The sequence below is a fragment of the uncultured Roseobacter sp. genome (genome assembly GCF_947492555.1).
GTDB lineage: Bacteria > Pseudomonadota > Alphaproteobacteria > Rhodobacterales > Rhodobacteraceae > Roseobacter.
On record NZ_CANLNE010000001.1, the window covers coordinates 1,221,247 to 1,237,202 of the forward strand.

The following is a 15,956-nucleotide window of genomic DNA, read 5'->3' on the forward strand; positions in this document are numbered from 1 at the left end:
GGGTCAGGCCGAAAGCTGTTTGGCTTTCGGCAAATGTTTGTCTGATGTTGAAATCCGTCAGGCCGGATGATCGGGCGTCTTCTTTGACGGGGCCATATAGGGTTTCGTCACATCTTTCAAAGTGACCTCCAGCGCCTCGACACTGAGACGAATGGCTCCATCGCCCGCGAGCGTGAGTTCGACATGGCCCGCCGGCGCGTCGGTTTCAGAGAACGTAACGGACAACAGCGACAAAACAGTTTCGGCATCCTTGCGGTCGATGCCGTTGCTGGCCACACCTGTGACCGTCTCGAACACCAGCAGGGATTGCACCCGTTCCGGCGCTGTCTCTCTGGCGGGTCCCTCTTCCCAGCGGAAGCGGTTCAGAAGCACCGCAAACCGGTTGGCCTGCCGGTCCCAGCGCATTTCCTGCGCCGGGAAAACCGCATCCTGGGTCAGCGCGGAAATGACCGAAAGGTCATCCACATCCATTGCGCCCAGATTGAGCGGTGCTTCGCGGCCGTCTTCAAAACGCGCGTCGGTCATGTTTCTGATATCCGTTCGATGTTTGCACCCACGCCGGAGAGCTTGGCCACCACATGCTCATACCCCCGATCAAGGTGGTAGACGCGGCCAACCCGGGTTTCACCTTCAGCGGCCAGCCCCGCCAGAATGAGCGATACCGAAGCGCGCAGATCGGTCGCCATCACAGGCGCGCCCTTGAGCTTTTCCACGCCCGTGACAGTTGCCGTACCGCCGTGCACCTCGATGTCCGCACCCATGCGCATCAACTCCGGTGCGTGCATGAACCGGTTTTCAAATATCTTTTCTTCCAGAACCGATGTGCCCTTGGCCGTGCAGAGGAGTGCCATCATCTGCGCCTGCAGATCGGTGGGAAACCCGGGGAAAGGCTCTGTCGTAACGTCAACGGCGTAAATGCCCTCCCCGCGCCTCTTGACGGACAGGCCGCCTTTTGTTTCGGTCACGTCGATCCCGGCAGCGTCGAGTTTTTCGCAAAACGCCTCGACAAGGTTGAGCCGGCCACCCAAAAGCTCCACTTCGCCGCCACAGATTGCCGGAGCCAGCATGTAGGTACCCAGTTCGATCCGGTCCGTGACCACGGTATGTGTCGCCCCGCCCAGCCGATCGACCCCTTCGATGGTGATGATGGACGTGCCTTCTCCCGCAATGCGCGCGCCCATCGCGCGCAAACACTGAGCCAGATCAACGATTTCCGGCTCCCGTGCGGCATTGTTGATCACGGTTGTACCCTTGGCCAGTGTCGCCGCCATCAGCGCGTTCTCGGTGGCGCCAACGGAGGCGAATTCGAAGTCAACTGTACCGCCTTTCAAGCCCTTGGCCGCCTTGGCGTGCACGTACCCGTCTTTCAGTTCAAGCTCCGCCCCCATCGCCTCAAGCGCCTTGAGGTGCAGATCGACCGGCCGCGCCCCGATGGCACAGCCGCCGGGCAGCGACACGACCGCATGGCCCATACGCGCCAGCATAGGCCCCAACACCAGGATGGAGGCGCGCATCTTGCGCACGATATCGTAATGCGCGGTGTGGTTGTTGATGTCGTGGCTGGAGAGGGCGATCACCTGCCCGCCCTGCAAGGAAGTGACCTCTGCCCCCAAAGATTGCAAGAGCTGCGTCATCGTTTGGATATCACTGAGACGCGGCGCATTGATTAGGGTCAGTGGCTCTTCGGTCAGTAGGGTCGCGGGCATCAGGGTGAGGCAAGCGTTTTTTGCCCCTGCAATGGGGATTTGCCCGCTCAACGGGCCGCCGCCTTTAACAAGAATGGAGTCCATGCGCTTATGCGTCCTTTTTTGGTCCGGCCAGAGCCGAAGTGCCTGTTTTTGCCCCTTGATCCTGTGCACGGGCGCGGGCTTGTGCCTTTCGCCGGGCAAGGTTCGCCTTCAGCGCTGCCTTGAGCCGATCTGCGCGCGCTTCATTCGCTTTGGCGGATTCTTTCGGGTCTGCTTTCTGTGCCATGGCGCCTGTCTATCGCAGGTGGCACAAAGCGTCCAGATTGGGCTTGCGCCGCTGAGGGTTTGGGTCTAATCACCCCATCGATCGGCGCTGCTGTAGCTCAGAGGTAGAGCACTCCCTTGGTAATGGGTGGGTCCATTCCAAAATTGAGTGCTCGAACATTGAGTTAGCGGCGTGGAGGAAAAACTAGTAGGGCATTAGTAGGGCATATGCTCGCAAGCTCGAAAAATGATAGGCTGCCGTAGCTCAGGGGTAGAGCACTCCCTTGGTAAGGGAGAGGTCCGGAGTTCAAATCTCCGCGGCAGCACCATCAAGCGACCATGCCGCAGTTTTTTCACACTGAAGCTTGGTGATTATCCATCGCAATTTAGGCAGCAACCGGCGCACAGCTGCCGTTGACCTAAGGATTTCGTCGCTGCGGTGCGGCCCGCCAAACCTGCCGTTCGCTGCATTCGCGAATTCAATAGGTACTCTTGATGGTGCACACGATCACGGCATTGCTTCGGGCCAAAGCCATGGGCCGTGGCTAGCCTGCGGTTGGACGCCCAAAGAGACAATTGCAGGTCTGTCAGTGCTAGCCACCACCGTGATATTTGACAAACATAGCGGAATCCTCTGACGGTGATGTATTACTTAGCAATCAACCGCTCGACCACCCATGGGAACACAATAGTCTCCAGGCGCTCGCCGACCTCTTGGCGATGGTCTCCGACATAGAAATCCAATCGATGAGGTATGCGTTCGCTGCCGAGCAGTTGCGAAAACTCCAGCGTACCGGCTGGAATATGCGAAAACTGGTCGCCCAGGCCGACGCCCAAGCCGAGGCCTCGAAGATCGCGGAGTGAATCGCGAGCGTCGCGCACTTGTCGCACCGGGAACGCGTCCCTGAACTGATCGAAAGCCGCGTCATCAAGAACAACCTCTCCACGCACAATATCAAAAGGAAAGCTGCCGTAGGTCGGCGGCGCATTGCGATCGGGGCTGAAGGCAGTCACAATTCCCAGGATAGCGAGCGTATAGAAATCCCGACCATCCACCAAGTCTCTAAGGTCGCCCGGTTCCGTGACCGCGAAAGCGCGCCGCCATGCTTGGTTACCAAAACCGAGGTCTTCGATTGGAGCGAGGCAACATGGGCTGAGCGCCCATACCACGGAGAAAACGCCCGATTTGCTCATTGCCAGGTTCAGGGCTCCATAGCCTCCCATAGAATGGCCAACAACGGCACGGCTTTCGGCATGTTTAAGAGTACGAAACTGCGCATCGACAAACTCAACGAGATCGTCCGCGATGTAATCCGCCCAGTTTCCGCTTGCTGGCGAATTCCGGTAGTACCCTCCTCCGTAAACGTTGCCAGCATTTGGCATCACGACGATCAGTTCAGGCAGGTTTTCATTTTCAATTAGCCGGTCGAGTATTTTTGGAACTTCGAAGTGCTCGATCCAAACATCATATTCATCGAAAATGCCGTGAAGAAGATACAAAACCGGGAAGCTGCGATCCGGCTCCTGATCGTAGCTAGGCGGGAGATAAATCGCCGCTCTCTGAATGCTGGGAGTGTCAAGAAGGTTGCCCTTCAACGCAGGCGCGGGCACCTCTAGTTCGACGACGCGCCCGCCGTCAAATGTGCTGGGTTGAGCGACGAGATGACCGGGATTCGACGACAGTATGAGGATCGAAAGCATACGCCAGAGAAGTGACCTGAGCATTGCACCAGCCTCCATGTAAATCTTTTTAACATATAGAGATCAATCAGCACCGACGCAAGCGATGGCCGATGGTCCACTAAATTGGACGCCTGCTTCGTACGCCCTGCTGCGAACAAAATTTGTATAGGGTATCCCGCAATTTTTGCTTCTTCTGGTTGAAACGCAACAGACCTGATGCTTTTCGTGACAGGCGACGTCGATATCGCAAGCATATCCCCGGCAACTCGAGCCAAGCGGGCCTTGGTACCGGATCAGCAGCTTTGTGGGTCGATGACAGCGAGAAGCCGCAACCGGACGGCAAAGGCAACATTGGATCAAAGCTCGGCGTGCCACTGATCCCAACACTTCATTTGGGGCGGGTGGAGCGCTCCCGAGGTCTGGAGGCACAAGACTTGGCGCGCACGACTAACGTGGTCTATGGTCAAATCCAGCGGCGACACCAAGCCCATGGAGACGTCCAGTATTTGGGTGCCTTCCAGCGACGGGAATCTCACCTCAGGATGCGAATATGCCAGATGGAAACGAAGAAATCGCTGCCAATGCGGATCAAAGTTCCGATCCGGCCAAGGGACCTTCGCGCAGAGAACGCATTCTGACAAATCTGGCGTTTCTAAGATCCGGGCTGCTGAGCGCGGTTGCCGTTCTGGCGGTCGTCGCCATGCTGGTTGTCGCCATTCGAGACCTGACCCGCGCGCCGATTGTTCTAGAAGAGATCGGAGTTACGACCTCCCTGAGCCAAGAGGGGTACACGGGACTTGTCGCCTCGAACATGCTTTGGGACGCCATCGAAGAGATCAGGAGCTTTACCGGCGACAGCAAGCAGAACGTACGCATCCAGACGGCATCACGCCAGCTGGACGTGGTTGAGCCGGGTTCAGGCTTGTCCCTGCAACGCATAACAAAGGTATTGCGGTCGCTTTTCAACCTGCCGCAAACGCGCATCGCCGGGGAGTTTGTCTGCCTGGAAAGCACTTGTGCCCATGACGACATGTCTCTCAGAATTCGGATTTTTTCAGGTGACGGCACGCGTGTCATCTCCGCCGGAGCCATAGATGGCCGGACAATGGAGGAATATTTCCATGACACCGCCCTGCACTTGCTGGAAGAGGAGATCGATCCTCTGGTCGCGGCGCGGTTTTACTATTTCGACACTTCGGACGACTGGAGCGCCTACGCCGTCAAAATCTCCACCGAGCTGTTGCTGCAGCGGGGGGAGACCGCTGAAGAAGCCGCAACCCTCCTGGGATTTGCCGCGCTGGACCGGCAGGAGTACGATCAGGCCCTGGCATACAGCGAAGCGGCGATTGCCGTTGGAGATGAGGCACGACAGCAGCAAGGCTTCTGGTCACGCAGAAAGGATGACTGGAAGGCAGTCAGAGCGCAGTCTCTTTTGCTGAAAGGGCAGGTCCTCTCGGAAAAAGGATACTTTTTTGAGCACGATGAGATGCAACTGCAGGCGATGGATCTCTTTGAGCAAGCGGCGGCGCTCGCGCCTGACTACGGGTTTATCCGGACGGCGCAGGCCCGCACCATGGAGGACCTCGAACAATACGACGACGCCATTGCCTTTTATCAAATGGCCGTGGAAGTGGACAAACTCGACCCCTACGCGTGGAGCGAATTGGGCCGTGCATTGCTGGCGGCCGACGCACCGGATGAGGCGGCGGAGAATTTCAGGATCGCCAAAAGCCTTGCACCTGATGATCCATTTCTGCTGCGCTACCACGCCACGGATCAGAACATCGACGACGCCTTGGCGGACGCCAAGCTGTGGGCCAAGGATGCACCGCAGGACCCCCAAGCCTGGGGCTTCTGGTTGGATGTCCTGGATGAGAAGCTCTATTTGGACGGTGAGACTTCATGCGACCGCCCGTATGGATCGGTGGCGGAATTTCTGACAACAGCCAATGCGCTTGCGCCATTTGACATGCGTGAAGACGCAGATGCATTCGCGCAGAACGTTTGTGGTTGGACTGATTAATAGCGGCGCCCTTGTGGCAGCCCCCCTCAGCGTCACCGACAGAACCGGACGGTTTTGCTCTTGGCTCACCCCTCGCGGGAAAAGACTGGAGGAATGCAATCGACCTGTTGCCATAAGGGAAATCACCAAGATCTCCACTTCCGAGTGGGGTGTTGAAATCATGTATTTAACTACTTGACTAATTAACTTAGCAGTTAAATAAAGGCCCATGACCGATAGCGACCAACTCGACGCGGCATTTGCTGCATTGGCCCACCCGACGCGGCGCGCGATCCTTGCGCGGCTGGTGCAGGGCAAAGCGACGGTCAACGACCTGGCTGAACCCTTCCATATGTCTCTGCCAGCAGTCTCAAAGCACATCAAAGTGCTGGAAGAAGCGGGCCTGATCAAGCGCGGTCGGGATGCCCAGTTCCGCCCCTGCACGCTCGACACAAAGCCCCTCGAAGCTGTTTCCAGCTGGACCGATCAATACAGGCACATCTGGGAAAGGCGTTTTGACATGATGGGCAAGCTACTGAATGACTTGAAGGATACACCAAATGACTGATCAACAGGAATGGGTTCGTATTGAACGGGACTTTGACGCCCCGGTCGAACAGGTCTGGCGGATGTGGACAGACCCGGAACTGTTCAAACAATGGTATGGTCCTAAAGGCATGTCCGTTCCGACCGCAGAAATGAATGTGACCCCCGGCGGCACGCGGAAAATCTGCATGGCCATGCAGAGCCCCGAGCGGTCGATGACAATGTGGTTCACCGGCGTCTACAAGGAAATCGATCCGCCCCACCGGCTCGTCTACACGGAAAGCATGTGCGACGCGGAGGGCACGATCATTCCGCCGCAAAGCATGGGCATGCCTGACACCTTTCCTGACATCACCGAAGTGATTGTGGAGTTGACGGAAATCGGTGGCAAAACCCGCATGGTCATGGTGCATGTCGGCGTCGAAGAAGGCACGGCAGGCGCGGGCGGATGGCACCAGGCCTTCGACAAGCTTGAGGATTTGATCGGCACAGCGGGCTGATCAGGGCGCACGCCTTGCGGTTCTTGTGGGGTATTCGTTTCGTTTGAGAAAATCCAAGGCCACGGCGTCCAAACGATCAACGATCTGGATGCTGCGGCGTTTCGGTCCGGGCGAGTCTGATCCGGCGTGGCATTCACGGACAAGAAACAATCAGGAGACTATCATGCGTGATCTTGCAATCTTGACTTTCGTAACGCTCGACGGGGTCATGCAGTCCCCCAGCATGGCTGAGGAAGACCCTAGCAATGGCTTTGCACATGGCGGCTGGGCCGCACCCTTTTGGGAAGAGACCATGCCGCGCGTTGCAGCGACCGCCATGGCGGCACCCTACGACATCCTGTTCGGTCGAAAAACCTATGACATCTTTGCCGGGCATTGGCCAAATGCGCCCAAATCGGATCAGTCGGACCGGCTGAACCAGGCGCAAAAGCATGTTGTGACGTCACATCTGGACCCTCTGACCTGGCAGAACTCCCATCCGATCACGGGCAATGTCGTAGAGGCTATTCAGGAACTGAAGCGCCAAGACGGCCCGCTTTTGCAGGTGCATGGCAGCGCGCAGTTGATCCAGACGCTGCTGGCAAATGACCTGATCGACGAGTTTCGACTATGGACGTTTCCGGTCGTCGTGGGCACAGGCAAAAGACTGTTTGAAACAGGGACAAAACCGGCGACGCTGACGCTTGTGAGTTCAGAACCCCTCAGCAACGGCGTAGTTGGGCAAACGCTGAGACGTGCTTAGCGCCCCGCGCGTAGGGTTATGCCCGAAACGGCTCGATCCTGTCCGCCGACAGCGCGTAGCCGATTTCAGCCAGTTGTGTGGAAACGGAGGACACGCCGAACATGCCAGTCACATTGATGGCCTCGAAGAGGCCCGCGCTTTCGTAGGGCTGCTGCGTGGTGACGAACACCAACTGATTGGCAGGCGGTGGCGGCACGTGCACGCAGGCCCCAACATAAGGCACCAGGATGAAGGCCACGACGCCGGTTCCGCGATGTTCAATCGGAACCATGAACCCCGGCAGACGCACGATCTGACCGTTCCAATCGGTTCTGACACCGCTGGAGGCGGGTTGCTGACTGGCAAGGGGTGCTGCGTCATGATCCACAATGCCGCGCAGGAAGGTTGGAATGGCCGTTTCATTCTCGGGCAACAGATCGACCCAGTCCAGATCAACAAAATCCTCAGCCACCGCAGCCTGCGGCAGGCAGACACCGGCTGCGAGACCCGCGAGAACCGTGCGCCTTTGCAGCAGCCCCCTCACCATTCATAGGCCTCCATCTCATCGGCCACGATGGCATAGCCCGTCTGCCCCAACTCAGTGGATTGCAGCTGCGTGTGCATGGTGCCCGTCACCCAGACCGCGTCCCAAAGCTGGTTCCCCGGCCAATAGCTGTCTGCATTGACCATCACCAGTTGATTGGCGGGCGGCGGCGGCGTGTGAATACAAGCCCCGACATAGGGCACCAGGATGAAATCCTTCACACCCTTGGCACTGAAATCAAGCGGGATGATGTAGCCGGGCATCCGCACATAGGCGCCATTCAGCGTCTCGTTCAGCTTTGTCGAATTGGCGTCGTAGATCGGGTTCCACGTGTCATTGATCTCGTCGATCTCCCCCTCCCCGATGATCTCGGAATAGGGGATGCCGGGCGGGATCAGATCATCCCACATCACCTCTCTGGGTGCGGCGGCAACCGCCGATGTCGGCACAAGGGCAGAAGCCGAGAAAAGGGTAAGGGCAGACCTGCGGCTCAGCATTTCAACCTCACTTCATGCGTCACGATCTCACCATCATACCATCTGCCAGCGACATGCGGTAGGCGCGCAGGGCCGGAACCATGCTCACAATCGCGCCAGCACCGACAACCACCAGTATCACCCACAGCTCCTGCAGCGACGGCGCGGTAACAGGAAGCCACAGCCCAAAGGCGCTGTCGATCATCGGTTGCGCGACGCTCAGACCCGCGTAGAGCAGCGCAAGACCAAGAAGCGCGCCAAGGGCCGCCATCAGCATCGCCTCCAGCACCAGCAACCCCAGGATCGTTGTGGGCCGCGCGCCCATCGCCCGGAAAATCGCCATCTCGCGGCGGCGTTCGTTCAGGCTGGAAAAGATCGTCGCCATCATGCCGATCAACGCCGTAACCACGACCATCGCAGAGACGGCGAGCAAGGCGGTCTCGGCAATGCCCACAATCCCCCATAGCTCCTGCAGCGCCACACCGGGCAGCACAGCCAGCAACGGTTCTTGCCGGTATTCGTTGATCGCCCGTTGCAGAGCAAAGGTCTGCAGCGGGCTTTCGACCCCCACGAGCGCGGCCGTAATGGCCTTGGGCGTCAGATCCATCTGCCGGATGACATCGACCGGGGTGACCTGACCGGGGATCTGCGCGCCGCTGCGCCAATCCACATGAATGGCCTCAATCGCTTCCACGCTGACGATCACCGTGCGGTCTACCGGCGTGCCGGTTTTGGCGAGGATGCCAGAGATGCGGAAAGGCTGATTTTTGTGCTCGGAGAAGGAGGCAAGACCATGCGCAACCACGATGGGGTCGCCGACGCTGTAGCCAAGGGTCGCTGCCACATCGGCCCCGATGACCGTGTCGAAAAGATCATCCATGATGACGCCATCCGCCGTCTCCAGCGATCTGCCCTGACGGTATTTGTAGTGGTCAAAAAAAGCCCGCGTCGTGCCCATTACCCGGAACTGCCGGTGACTGTCGCCCAGCGAGATCGGCACGATCCACTCTACATCCGGGCGCGCCGCGATGTCCTGATAGCTTTCCCAGCTCACGTTGTTCGTCGCGTTGCCGATGCGGAACACCGAGTAGAGCAGCAGTTGCACGGATCCGGACCGGGCCCCGACGATCAGGTCGGTGCCGGAGATCGTATCGGCAAAACTTTCCTTGGCGCCGGTCCGCACCTTTTCCACGCCCAGAAAGAGGGCCACGGAAAGGGCGATCGCAAGGATCGTCATCCCCACGGTCAGAGCCCGCGCGAAGAGCGAGGCGATGGCCAGTCGCAGAATCATGCAGCAGCCCGATCAATGCGGGCGATATCTTCCATGCGCACCACCCGGTCAAACCGCTCTGCCAGACGCGGATCATGGCTGACCATCAGCAGCGAAGCCTCGTTCGCGGCAGTTTGCTGAAACAGCAGATCGAGGAATGCCGCCTGGCTGTCGGCATCCAGCGCCGATGTGGGTTCATCCGCGATGATCAGCGGCGGCTGACCGATCAGCGCCCGTGCCACAGCAACGCGCTGCTGCTGCCCGACACTCAGCGTGTTGGCGCGGTGGGCGAGGATCTCTGCTGGCAAGCCGAGCGCTGTGCAGAGTGTGGCCGCAGTGGCCCTCGCATCCCCAGCCCGCTTGCGTCGCTCGGGCGCGAACCGGAGTGGCAACAGGATGTTGTCGACCACAGTACCAAACGGCAGCAGGTTGAACTGCTGAAAAATCACACCAATCTGCTCCGCCCGGAATCTGTCGCGCGCGCTGCTCGACAGCGTAGCCAAATCCTGGCCCGCAATGTTTACCCGCCCGGTATCCGACAGCATCGTGCCGCAGATCAGCGACAGGAGCGTGGATTTACCGGACCCGCTTTCGCCCAAGAGCAGCACCGTTTCGCCCGCATCCATTGCGAAATCCGGCACGGACAAGGAAAATCCCGACCGACCGCGCCAGCGAAAATCGACAGTCGCAAGATGCAGGATGGCATCCGTCACATCAAAACAGGCTCCGCAGGTCCAGTGTCGGCGCGTCGCGCTCGACCTCGAAGGCCTGCGCACCGGAACCTGCAACGATCTGCACCTCCACTTCGCGAGCGTTCTCGAAGGTGTCGAAATAGGCAAATGTGATTTCCGTCAGCGCCGTCGGATTCGCGCAGGTCAGCGTGTATTCCGCATGGAACTCCGAGTGGCCGGCCTCTTCTGCGTGTTTAGCATGATCCGAGTGCTCCGCGTGCTCCTCGTGGTCGGAATGCTCCGCGTGGTCGTCGTGATCCTTATGCGCGGCGTGTTCGTGATCATTATGGTCGTCGTGGGCGTGCTCACTTTCGAGCTCCGCGCTTGCCTGCGTCACCGAACAGGCTGCCGCGGCGGGCAAAACAAAAAGATCAAGCGGCCGGGCAAGCGTTGCGACGGCGGCATCAACGGCGGCACGATCCGCTTCGCTTTCCGCAGCATACTCAAACCCTACGATATCTGCTCCGGGCGCATGAAACTCCATCGCAACGGTTGTGCCGTCAATCGCGATGTTCAGAGCGCCGACCCCGTGTTCATGGGCGTCGAGCTGGCGCGTGTCTTCCGCCAGAGCGGGGGCGGCATTCACCGCAAGAAGCAAAAGGAGTGTCCGTTTCATGTCATTCTCCGCTGTTACTGGTTTGAGAGGTGATCAGATGGCACAGGTGCTGCATCGCCCGTGAATTTCAACGATGTGCCGTTCCGGATGAAAAGCGCTGGATGCGGTGAGCACTGTCAGTTTTGGCAAGAGGTCGCTGCCGTCATGCTCTTCGACCGATCCACAGTCTTCACAGATCGCAAGCACCGGTACGCTTTCAACATGGTCGCAGCGACAGGGCACAAATGCCTTGATGGATTCAAGGCGGTGCGCGCGCCCCTGATCTGTCAGCGCCGACAAGGTACGATACACTGTCGGCGGCGCGATGTCCGGTTCATCCGCCTGCAACGTTTCAAGGATCTGGTAGGCCGTCATTGGCTTTTCACAACCGCGCAAGACGGTGAGAACGTCATCCTGCCGCGCCGTTGCCCGCTTTCTCATCAGAACCTCTCCGGTGTTTCCAATTTTGTTATTTTATAAAGTAACAAGACGCAACGGGCAAATTCTGCGATCGGCTGATCACCGCAGACACGCCCGAAACGCCCCTGATGAACCGCCCTCCTGATGGGCCAAGGCATGCAGATATTCGACGTTAAACCAACCCAGCGAACCGGCTGGGCATCTGGTAGAGCTTCGTTGTTCGGGCCTTACCCCAGATGTAACTGTCGGTGTATTTCTCGCGTTGCCGCAACATGTTCGCGCGGAACTCGGGCAGTCGGATATCTTCGTCCGCAAGGGCAAATTCGTCGCGCAGGGACTGGTAGGAGGCAAGCGTTTTGTTCCGGCGGATGGTATCGATGTTATCAGGGTCCTGCGGGGCTGCGTCATCCATCAGGCCATTCTGCTGCTGCGTTCTGGCGATGATATCGGTCATGTCGCAAAACTTGAGATGCACCAGATAGAGATCATCGGACAACGTACGCAGTCCAAGGTTGTTGCGATGCCCGCCCGGACCAAAGAAAACTGGTGCGCGCACCAGAATCGGTTTGCTGTACACTCTGCTGGGATAAAAATAGCGCCGCCGTGACAAAATCGTTTCATCGCCCAGAATGGGTAGTTTTTCTTCCTCGGGCACGTGCACGATGTTCAGCCCGAGCGGGCTGATACTGGTCGGAGCCGCGGAGATATCCGGGTACTTCTGATCGAGATAGCGGACGAGGGAGGGCGCCACATCCGGGTCCACGACCACCATCTCGTCGATGTCAGTGACCAGCATCCAATTATAGTAGTTCAGGTAGCCGCTGGCGAAATGGCTCATCATTCGCCACCTACGCGCATCGAACTTCACAATTTCCGCGTCACGCGGAACCCCGATGACATTTGCGCCCTTGGCTATTTCATGATGCCGGGGATCGTTCCCGTGACTGAAAAGGAAAAGGTTTTCGACCCCAACCTGCGCTCCGTAGTAGTCGTACCACCGTTTCAACATGGCATAGTCTCCAAAGACCATCCCAACGACACCCAGCGGACGTTTCGAGCTGTCCATACCGATCCCTCAGGCTTTGCCGCACTGGCCGATCAGCGGCCTATTCCAGTTCATATTCCATCCCATACTCCGCCGTACATGAAATCCACGCGTCCTGCATTTCTGGAAACGCCGGATGCTCCGGCCCGAGATCCTTCAGGTTCCAGATATCATCCGTCAGATCGAAGAGTTGTGTGCTGCCGTCCATGTACCGCGCGAACCTGTAGTTGTTCTTCCGGATCGACACATTGTCATACCGAAACGTGGGAATTGCGCGGTCTGGACCGGCCGCCCCCAGCACCTGTTCGCGCAACGATCGTCCAACCGTGTTTGTCAGCGGCGCGACACCGGCGTAATCCAGAACGGTTGGCCCCACATCGAGCAATGCGACCGGATCGTCGACAACCCTTGGCCCGTCGCTATCCGGGTCGTAAATGATCAGCGGAATACCGGCGGATTGCTCCCAAATGGTGCTTTTGTAGAATCGGTTGCGCGCGCCGAGAAGAAAGCCGTGGTCTGTCAGAATGACGACGACCGTGTTTTCCGCAAATCTGGAGGCCTGAAGCGCATCCCAGACCCGACCAAGATGGTAGTCTCCGTGACTGAGGCCGGAAAAGTAATTGCGCACGTTGTATCGCCACCAGTCTTCGTCTCCCGACACCAGGGCGGGCGTCTGCGGCCAGTTTTCATCCGTATAGGCGTGATCATCAAACCCATCGCGCCAAGCCTCCGGCTGGTCAAAATTGTTGACATCGTACATGTCCTTGAAACGGGCGGGCGTAAAACGAGGGCCGTGCGGGCTAAAGAAACCGACTTCCCGGTAAAAGGGTTCGTCACCTTCAAAGGAGTGCAGAAACTCAATGGCGGCATTGGCGGATTTGGCATCGTAGTAGATGTCGTCGTCTTTTGGGTCGGTTGTTGACCATCCGCCACGGATTCCTTGGTAGCGTCGTTTGGCGACGTCAGGTGGCAAGGAAAAATCACTGCCAAAACGTTTGCGCTCATCGGAGTACAGCACGTCATGGATAGGTTTCGGCAGCGGGCCATACCCGTGGTGCACTTTCCCGCCCGACGAGCAGAAATATCCGTTTTCCTTCAGTTTGTAGGACCAGATGTCCTTTGGGCCCACCTTTTGAAACACATCGATGTCGTTGTTGAAAAGGCCCAGTTGATGGGGGGTACGTGCGCTCATCAGGCTGGCACGGGAAGGACCACATATCGGGGCCTGACAATATGCGGATTTAAACTGCGTCGCCGCCCCGGCGATCCGGTCCAGGTTCGGAACCTGAAGTGGCTCACCAAAGACCGAGCGATAGTGATGATAGGCAAAGCAGTCGTCAAAGCTGATCAGCAGGATGTTTTTCCGCGTCGTTTGCGTCATCGTAAGACAATCCAGTACCAGTGCCCAAGGCCGTATGCGAACTGCGCCGCCACAAGACTACTCCATCATCCGTCTAAACATAGTGACTTTGGACCACCGGCAGCGAGTCTCCCGCGCGCGCCTGCTTTTGAACCACGTAGAAGATGAACTGAGGGTTCTGATAGCGATGCTCCCCGCCCCTCGACCGGCTGGTGGGGTCTTCGATTACCCTCGGCGGCTCCCTGCCCGCACGATCAAAAGTCCAGCACCCGAGCATCTTGTACCCCATGCTCGCCACCCAGTACCGCCACGGAATATCCGGACCAATCTGGTAGAAGCCATGGCCAAACCACCCATCAGAGCCGACGCAAGAAATGAAGATGCCGTTCTCTGCCAGCAGCTGATCCACATTGCGAAAGGACTGAGCGATATCGAAGACATGCTCGGTTGTGCCACCGTCATAGACCAGATCGAACCGACATTTCAGATCATCCCCGAGGGGCAGGCTCAGATCGTGAATGTATTCCGCGCCTTCGGCATCCGTGAAATCGAGGCTTTCCAATTTTGGCCAGCCAATCGTTTCCAGATAGGTTTCGCAAAAACCATCCGGCTGAAAGATATTTTCAGGGGTTGCATTGATCCCTAGCCTATCGAGGTTTCCGATCAGCCGCGGCGTCCAGCCACGCGGGTTAAAGTGCATCTTTTGCCGCCCGAGCATGACACCATTCCGGCACTCGGATAGCAGGGGCGCAATCCGGGCGAGTTGCGTGGCGATATTTATGCTGATGCCCATGGCACATTCTATTCCGGTTGTTGGCGCAAAACTGGCTTCGGTCGCGCACAGCAAGGCTCATCTTGCCCTGGTGCACAAATTCTTTTCATACGGCCTGCGCCGCGCGACAAGGGCGCCCTCAAGAAAATCGCTCAACGCGGTAAAATGGCCATAGAGATCGAAAGAGCTCTGCAGCGAAGAACAAGTTGCGATCAGCTTATTGCTGATGCTAGCGTGGCGACAGAGAACCAGCCCTGCAGGAATTCAAAATGCACAGAAGTTCAAGGCCCGCATCACGTTGATCCGGTTTGCTTTTCCTGCTCTCCCTGACAGATTTTAGGCGATAGAGAGTTCTCTGATGTCACTCACCTTGTTTTTCATCGTCGAGCCACCCGCTTACCAGTATCTGGCATGCTATCTGGCGGCTTCGATCCGGGAAAACATGCCACAGGATGTGAAACTGGTTGGGTACTGTCCCGCCCACCGCATGACGGAGGTCGATCCGAATGCCGTCGAAGCCTTGCGGCGGATGCGCTGTGAGGTCCGCCCCATTGATGCTGATGACCGGTTTGATCCCGCCTATCCGCATGGCAACAAGCTTCTGGCCTGTCTTGAACCTCGCGACACGGAATACTCCGGCTTTATGGATTCCGACGTTCTGATGATCCGGGAAAACAGCATCGAAAACCTCGTGAAGCCCGACCATGTATCGGCTTCGGTCGCCGCCTCTATGCACTGGGCACCACAATCCGTCTGGACGACTATTTACGGTGCGCTGGGCATGGAGCTTCCTGAGGAGCGTGTCACCATGATGCGCGACAAACGCGCCCCCGTGATGCCCTACTACAGCTCGGGTTTTGTTTTATTTCCCGAGGCCCATCGCACCGCCGATGGTTTGAGCTTTCCGCAGGTCTGGATGGATACGGCTCAGCGGATTGACGCTATAGAGGGGTTGCACTGCAAGCGGCCTTATCTAGACCAAATGAGCCTGCCATTGGCCATTCAACGCTCTGGTCTGGCGTGGAATGAGCTCCCGGAAGAACAGCATTACATTCTGGGCGGACGATTGCGCGGCAAACCCTTTCCCAAGGAGCGCGAGATCTTCACGGTCCACTATCGCAAGTGGGAAGTGCTCAAGGAAAACGAACTGTCGGAGCGTGGCTACAAGGGGTTGCGACGGCAGGTGGGCGCCCGCCGGGTCAGCAATATTCGAGACAAGGCCCTACCAGATGGAATTACACCGAACCCGGACTACTGATCCTATAACGATGTCAGAGCTCTTGGATGGGACGGGATGCAAGCGTCATGAATAACCCCTGTCGGACAGCGCACCGATCAA

At 57.9% G+C, this 15,956-nt stretch carries 18 protein-coding genes and 1 tRNA gene; 6 read left to right on the top strand and 13 right to left on the bottom strand.

Annotated features, from left to right (window positions below; translation table 11 throughout):
* Nucleotides 1-57: 57 nt before the first annotated feature.
* Genes Q1A07_RS05940 through Q1A07_RS05950 form a run of 3 tightly spaced genes read right to left on the bottom strand, consistent with a single transcriptional unit; the run spans nucleotide 58 to nucleotide 1,974 of the window.
* The gene (locus tag Q1A07_RS05940; RefSeq protein ID WP_299778667.1) at nucleotides 58-525 is read right to left on the bottom strand and encodes a DUF2948 family protein; all 468 of its coding nucleotides are present in this window, start codon (nucleotides 523-525) and stop codon (nucleotides 58-60) included.
* Complete coding sequence (gene murA, locus Q1A07_RS05945) at nucleotides 522-1,790, bottom strand: UDP-N-acetylglucosamine 1-carboxyvinyltransferase (protein WP_299778669.1); 1,269 nt, start codon at nucleotides 1,788-1,790, stop codon at nucleotides 522-524. Before murA ends, Q1A07_RS05940 begins: the two co-directional genes overlap by 4 nt.
* Nucleotides 1,791-1,794: 4 nt before the next feature.
* On the bottom strand, nucleotides 1,795-1,974 hold the full coding sequence (locus tag Q1A07_RS05950) for a hypothetical protein (RefSeq protein ID WP_299778671.1): 180 nt from the start codon (nucleotides 1,972-1,974) through the stop codon (nucleotides 1,795-1,797).
* 232 nt (nucleotides 1,975-2,206) lie between these two features.
* Between Q1A07_RS05950 and Q1A07_RS05955 the strand changes: the two genes are divergently transcribed.
* Nucleotides 2,207-2,281: transfer RNA gene (locus Q1A07_RS05955), tRNA-Thr, on the top strand.
* A 319-nt stretch (nucleotides 2,282-2,600) separates the two neighbouring features.
* On the opposite strand, the gene Q1A07_RS05960 is transcribed toward Q1A07_RS05955, so the two are convergent.
* Nucleotides 2,601-3,653, bottom strand: a complete 1,053-nt coding sequence (locus Q1A07_RS05960) for an alpha/beta fold hydrolase (protein ID WP_299778673.1) — start codon at nucleotides 3,651-3,653, stop codon at nucleotides 2,601-2,603.
* 532 nt (nucleotides 3,654-4,185) lie between these two features.
* Between Q1A07_RS05960 and Q1A07_RS05965 the strand changes: the two genes are divergently transcribed.
* The 4 genes from Q1A07_RS05965 (at nucleotide 4,186) to Q1A07_RS05980 (ending at nucleotide 7,425) form a co-directional block, all read left to right on the top strand.
* The gene (locus tag Q1A07_RS05965) at nucleotides 4,186-5,658 is read left to right on the top strand and encodes a hypothetical protein (RefSeq protein ID WP_299778675.1); all 1,473 of its coding nucleotides are present in this window, start codon (nucleotides 4,186-4,188) and stop codon (nucleotides 5,656-5,658) included.
* A gap of 208 nt (nucleotides 5,659-5,866) precedes the next feature.
* Nucleotides 5,867-6,205: a metalloregulator ArsR/SmtB family transcription factor gene (locus tag Q1A07_RS05970; protein WP_299778677.1), complete on the top strand. Its 339-nt coding sequence runs from the start codon at nucleotides 5,867-5,869 to the stop codon at nucleotides 6,203-6,205.
* On the top strand, nucleotides 6,198-6,683 hold the full coding sequence (locus Q1A07_RS05975; protein ID WP_299778679.1) for an SRPBCC domain-containing protein: 486 nt from the start codon (nucleotides 6,198-6,200) through the stop codon (nucleotides 6,681-6,683). Before Q1A07_RS05970 ends, Q1A07_RS05975 begins: the two co-directional genes overlap by 8 nt.
* Nucleotides 6,684-6,846: 163 nt before the next feature.
* A complete protein-coding gene (locus Q1A07_RS05980) occupies nucleotides 6,847-7,425 on the top strand; it encodes a dihydrofolate reductase family protein (RefSeq protein WP_299778681.1) in 579 nt (192 codons plus the stop codon).
* Between the two features lie 16 nt (nucleotides 7,426-7,441).
* On the opposite strand, the gene Q1A07_RS05985 is transcribed toward Q1A07_RS05980, so the two are convergent.
* The 9 genes from Q1A07_RS05985 to Q1A07_RS06025 all read right to left on the bottom strand — a co-directional run bounded on the left by Q1A07_RS05985 (nucleotide 7,442) and on the right by Q1A07_RS06025 (nucleotide 14,638).
* Entirely contained in the window at nucleotides 7,442-7,951 is a 510-nt protein-coding gene (locus Q1A07_RS05985; protein ID WP_299778682.1) for a DUF3299 domain-containing protein, read from the bottom strand.
* Nucleotides 7,945-8,445, bottom strand: coding sequence for a DUF3299 domain-containing protein (locus tag Q1A07_RS05990; RefSeq protein ID WP_299778684.1), 501 nt, complete (start codon nucleotides 8,443-8,445; stop codon nucleotides 7,945-7,947). Before Q1A07_RS05990 ends, Q1A07_RS05985 begins: the two co-directional genes overlap by 7 nt.
* Nucleotides 8,446-8,464: 19 nt before the next feature.
* The gene (locus tag Q1A07_RS05995) at nucleotides 8,465-9,715 is read right to left on the bottom strand and encodes an ABC transporter permease (protein ID WP_299778686.1); all 1,251 of its coding nucleotides are present in this window, start codon (nucleotides 9,713-9,715) and stop codon (nucleotides 8,465-8,467) included.
* Entirely contained in the window at nucleotides 9,712-10,407 is a 696-nt protein-coding gene (locus Q1A07_RS06000) for an ABC transporter ATP-binding protein (RefSeq protein ID WP_299778688.1), read from the bottom strand. The genes Q1A07_RS05995 and Q1A07_RS06000 overlap by 4 nt, the downstream gene beginning before the upstream one ends.
* A 1-nt stretch (nucleotide 10,408) precedes the next feature.
* Complete coding sequence (locus Q1A07_RS06005; RefSeq protein WP_299778690.1) at nucleotides 10,409-11,041, bottom strand: DUF2796 domain-containing protein; 633 nt, start codon at nucleotides 11,039-11,041, stop codon at nucleotides 10,409-10,411.
* 33 nt (nucleotides 11,042-11,074) lie between these two features.
* On the bottom strand, nucleotides 11,075-11,461 hold the full coding sequence (locus Q1A07_RS06010) for a transcriptional repressor (protein ID WP_299778692.1): 387 nt from the start codon (nucleotides 11,459-11,461) through the stop codon (nucleotides 11,075-11,077).
* Between the two features lie 151 nt (nucleotides 11,462-11,612).
* Nucleotides 11,613-12,506, bottom strand: a complete 894-nt coding sequence (locus Q1A07_RS06015; protein WP_299778694.1) for a glycosyltransferase family 2 protein — start codon at nucleotides 12,504-12,506, stop codon at nucleotides 11,613-11,615.
* Nucleotides 12,507-12,546: 40 nt separating this feature from the next.
* Complete coding sequence (locus Q1A07_RS06020; protein WP_299778696.1) at nucleotides 12,547-13,866, bottom strand: sulfatase-like hydrolase/transferase; 1,320 nt, start codon at nucleotides 13,864-13,866, stop codon at nucleotides 12,547-12,549.
* Nucleotides 13,867-13,939: 73 nt separating this feature from the next.
* A complete protein-coding gene (locus Q1A07_RS06025) occupies nucleotides 13,940-14,638 on the bottom strand; it encodes a hypothetical protein (RefSeq protein ID WP_299778698.1) in 699 nt (232 codons plus the stop codon).
* Between the two features lie 337 nt (nucleotides 14,639-14,975).
* On the opposite strand from Q1A07_RS06025, the gene Q1A07_RS06030 reads away from it, so the two are divergent.
* On the top strand, nucleotides 14,976-15,875 hold the full coding sequence (locus tag Q1A07_RS06030; RefSeq protein WP_299778700.1) for a hypothetical protein: 900 nt from the start codon (nucleotides 14,976-14,978) through the stop codon (nucleotides 15,873-15,875).
* Nucleotides 15,876-15,956 lie beyond the last annotated feature (81 nt).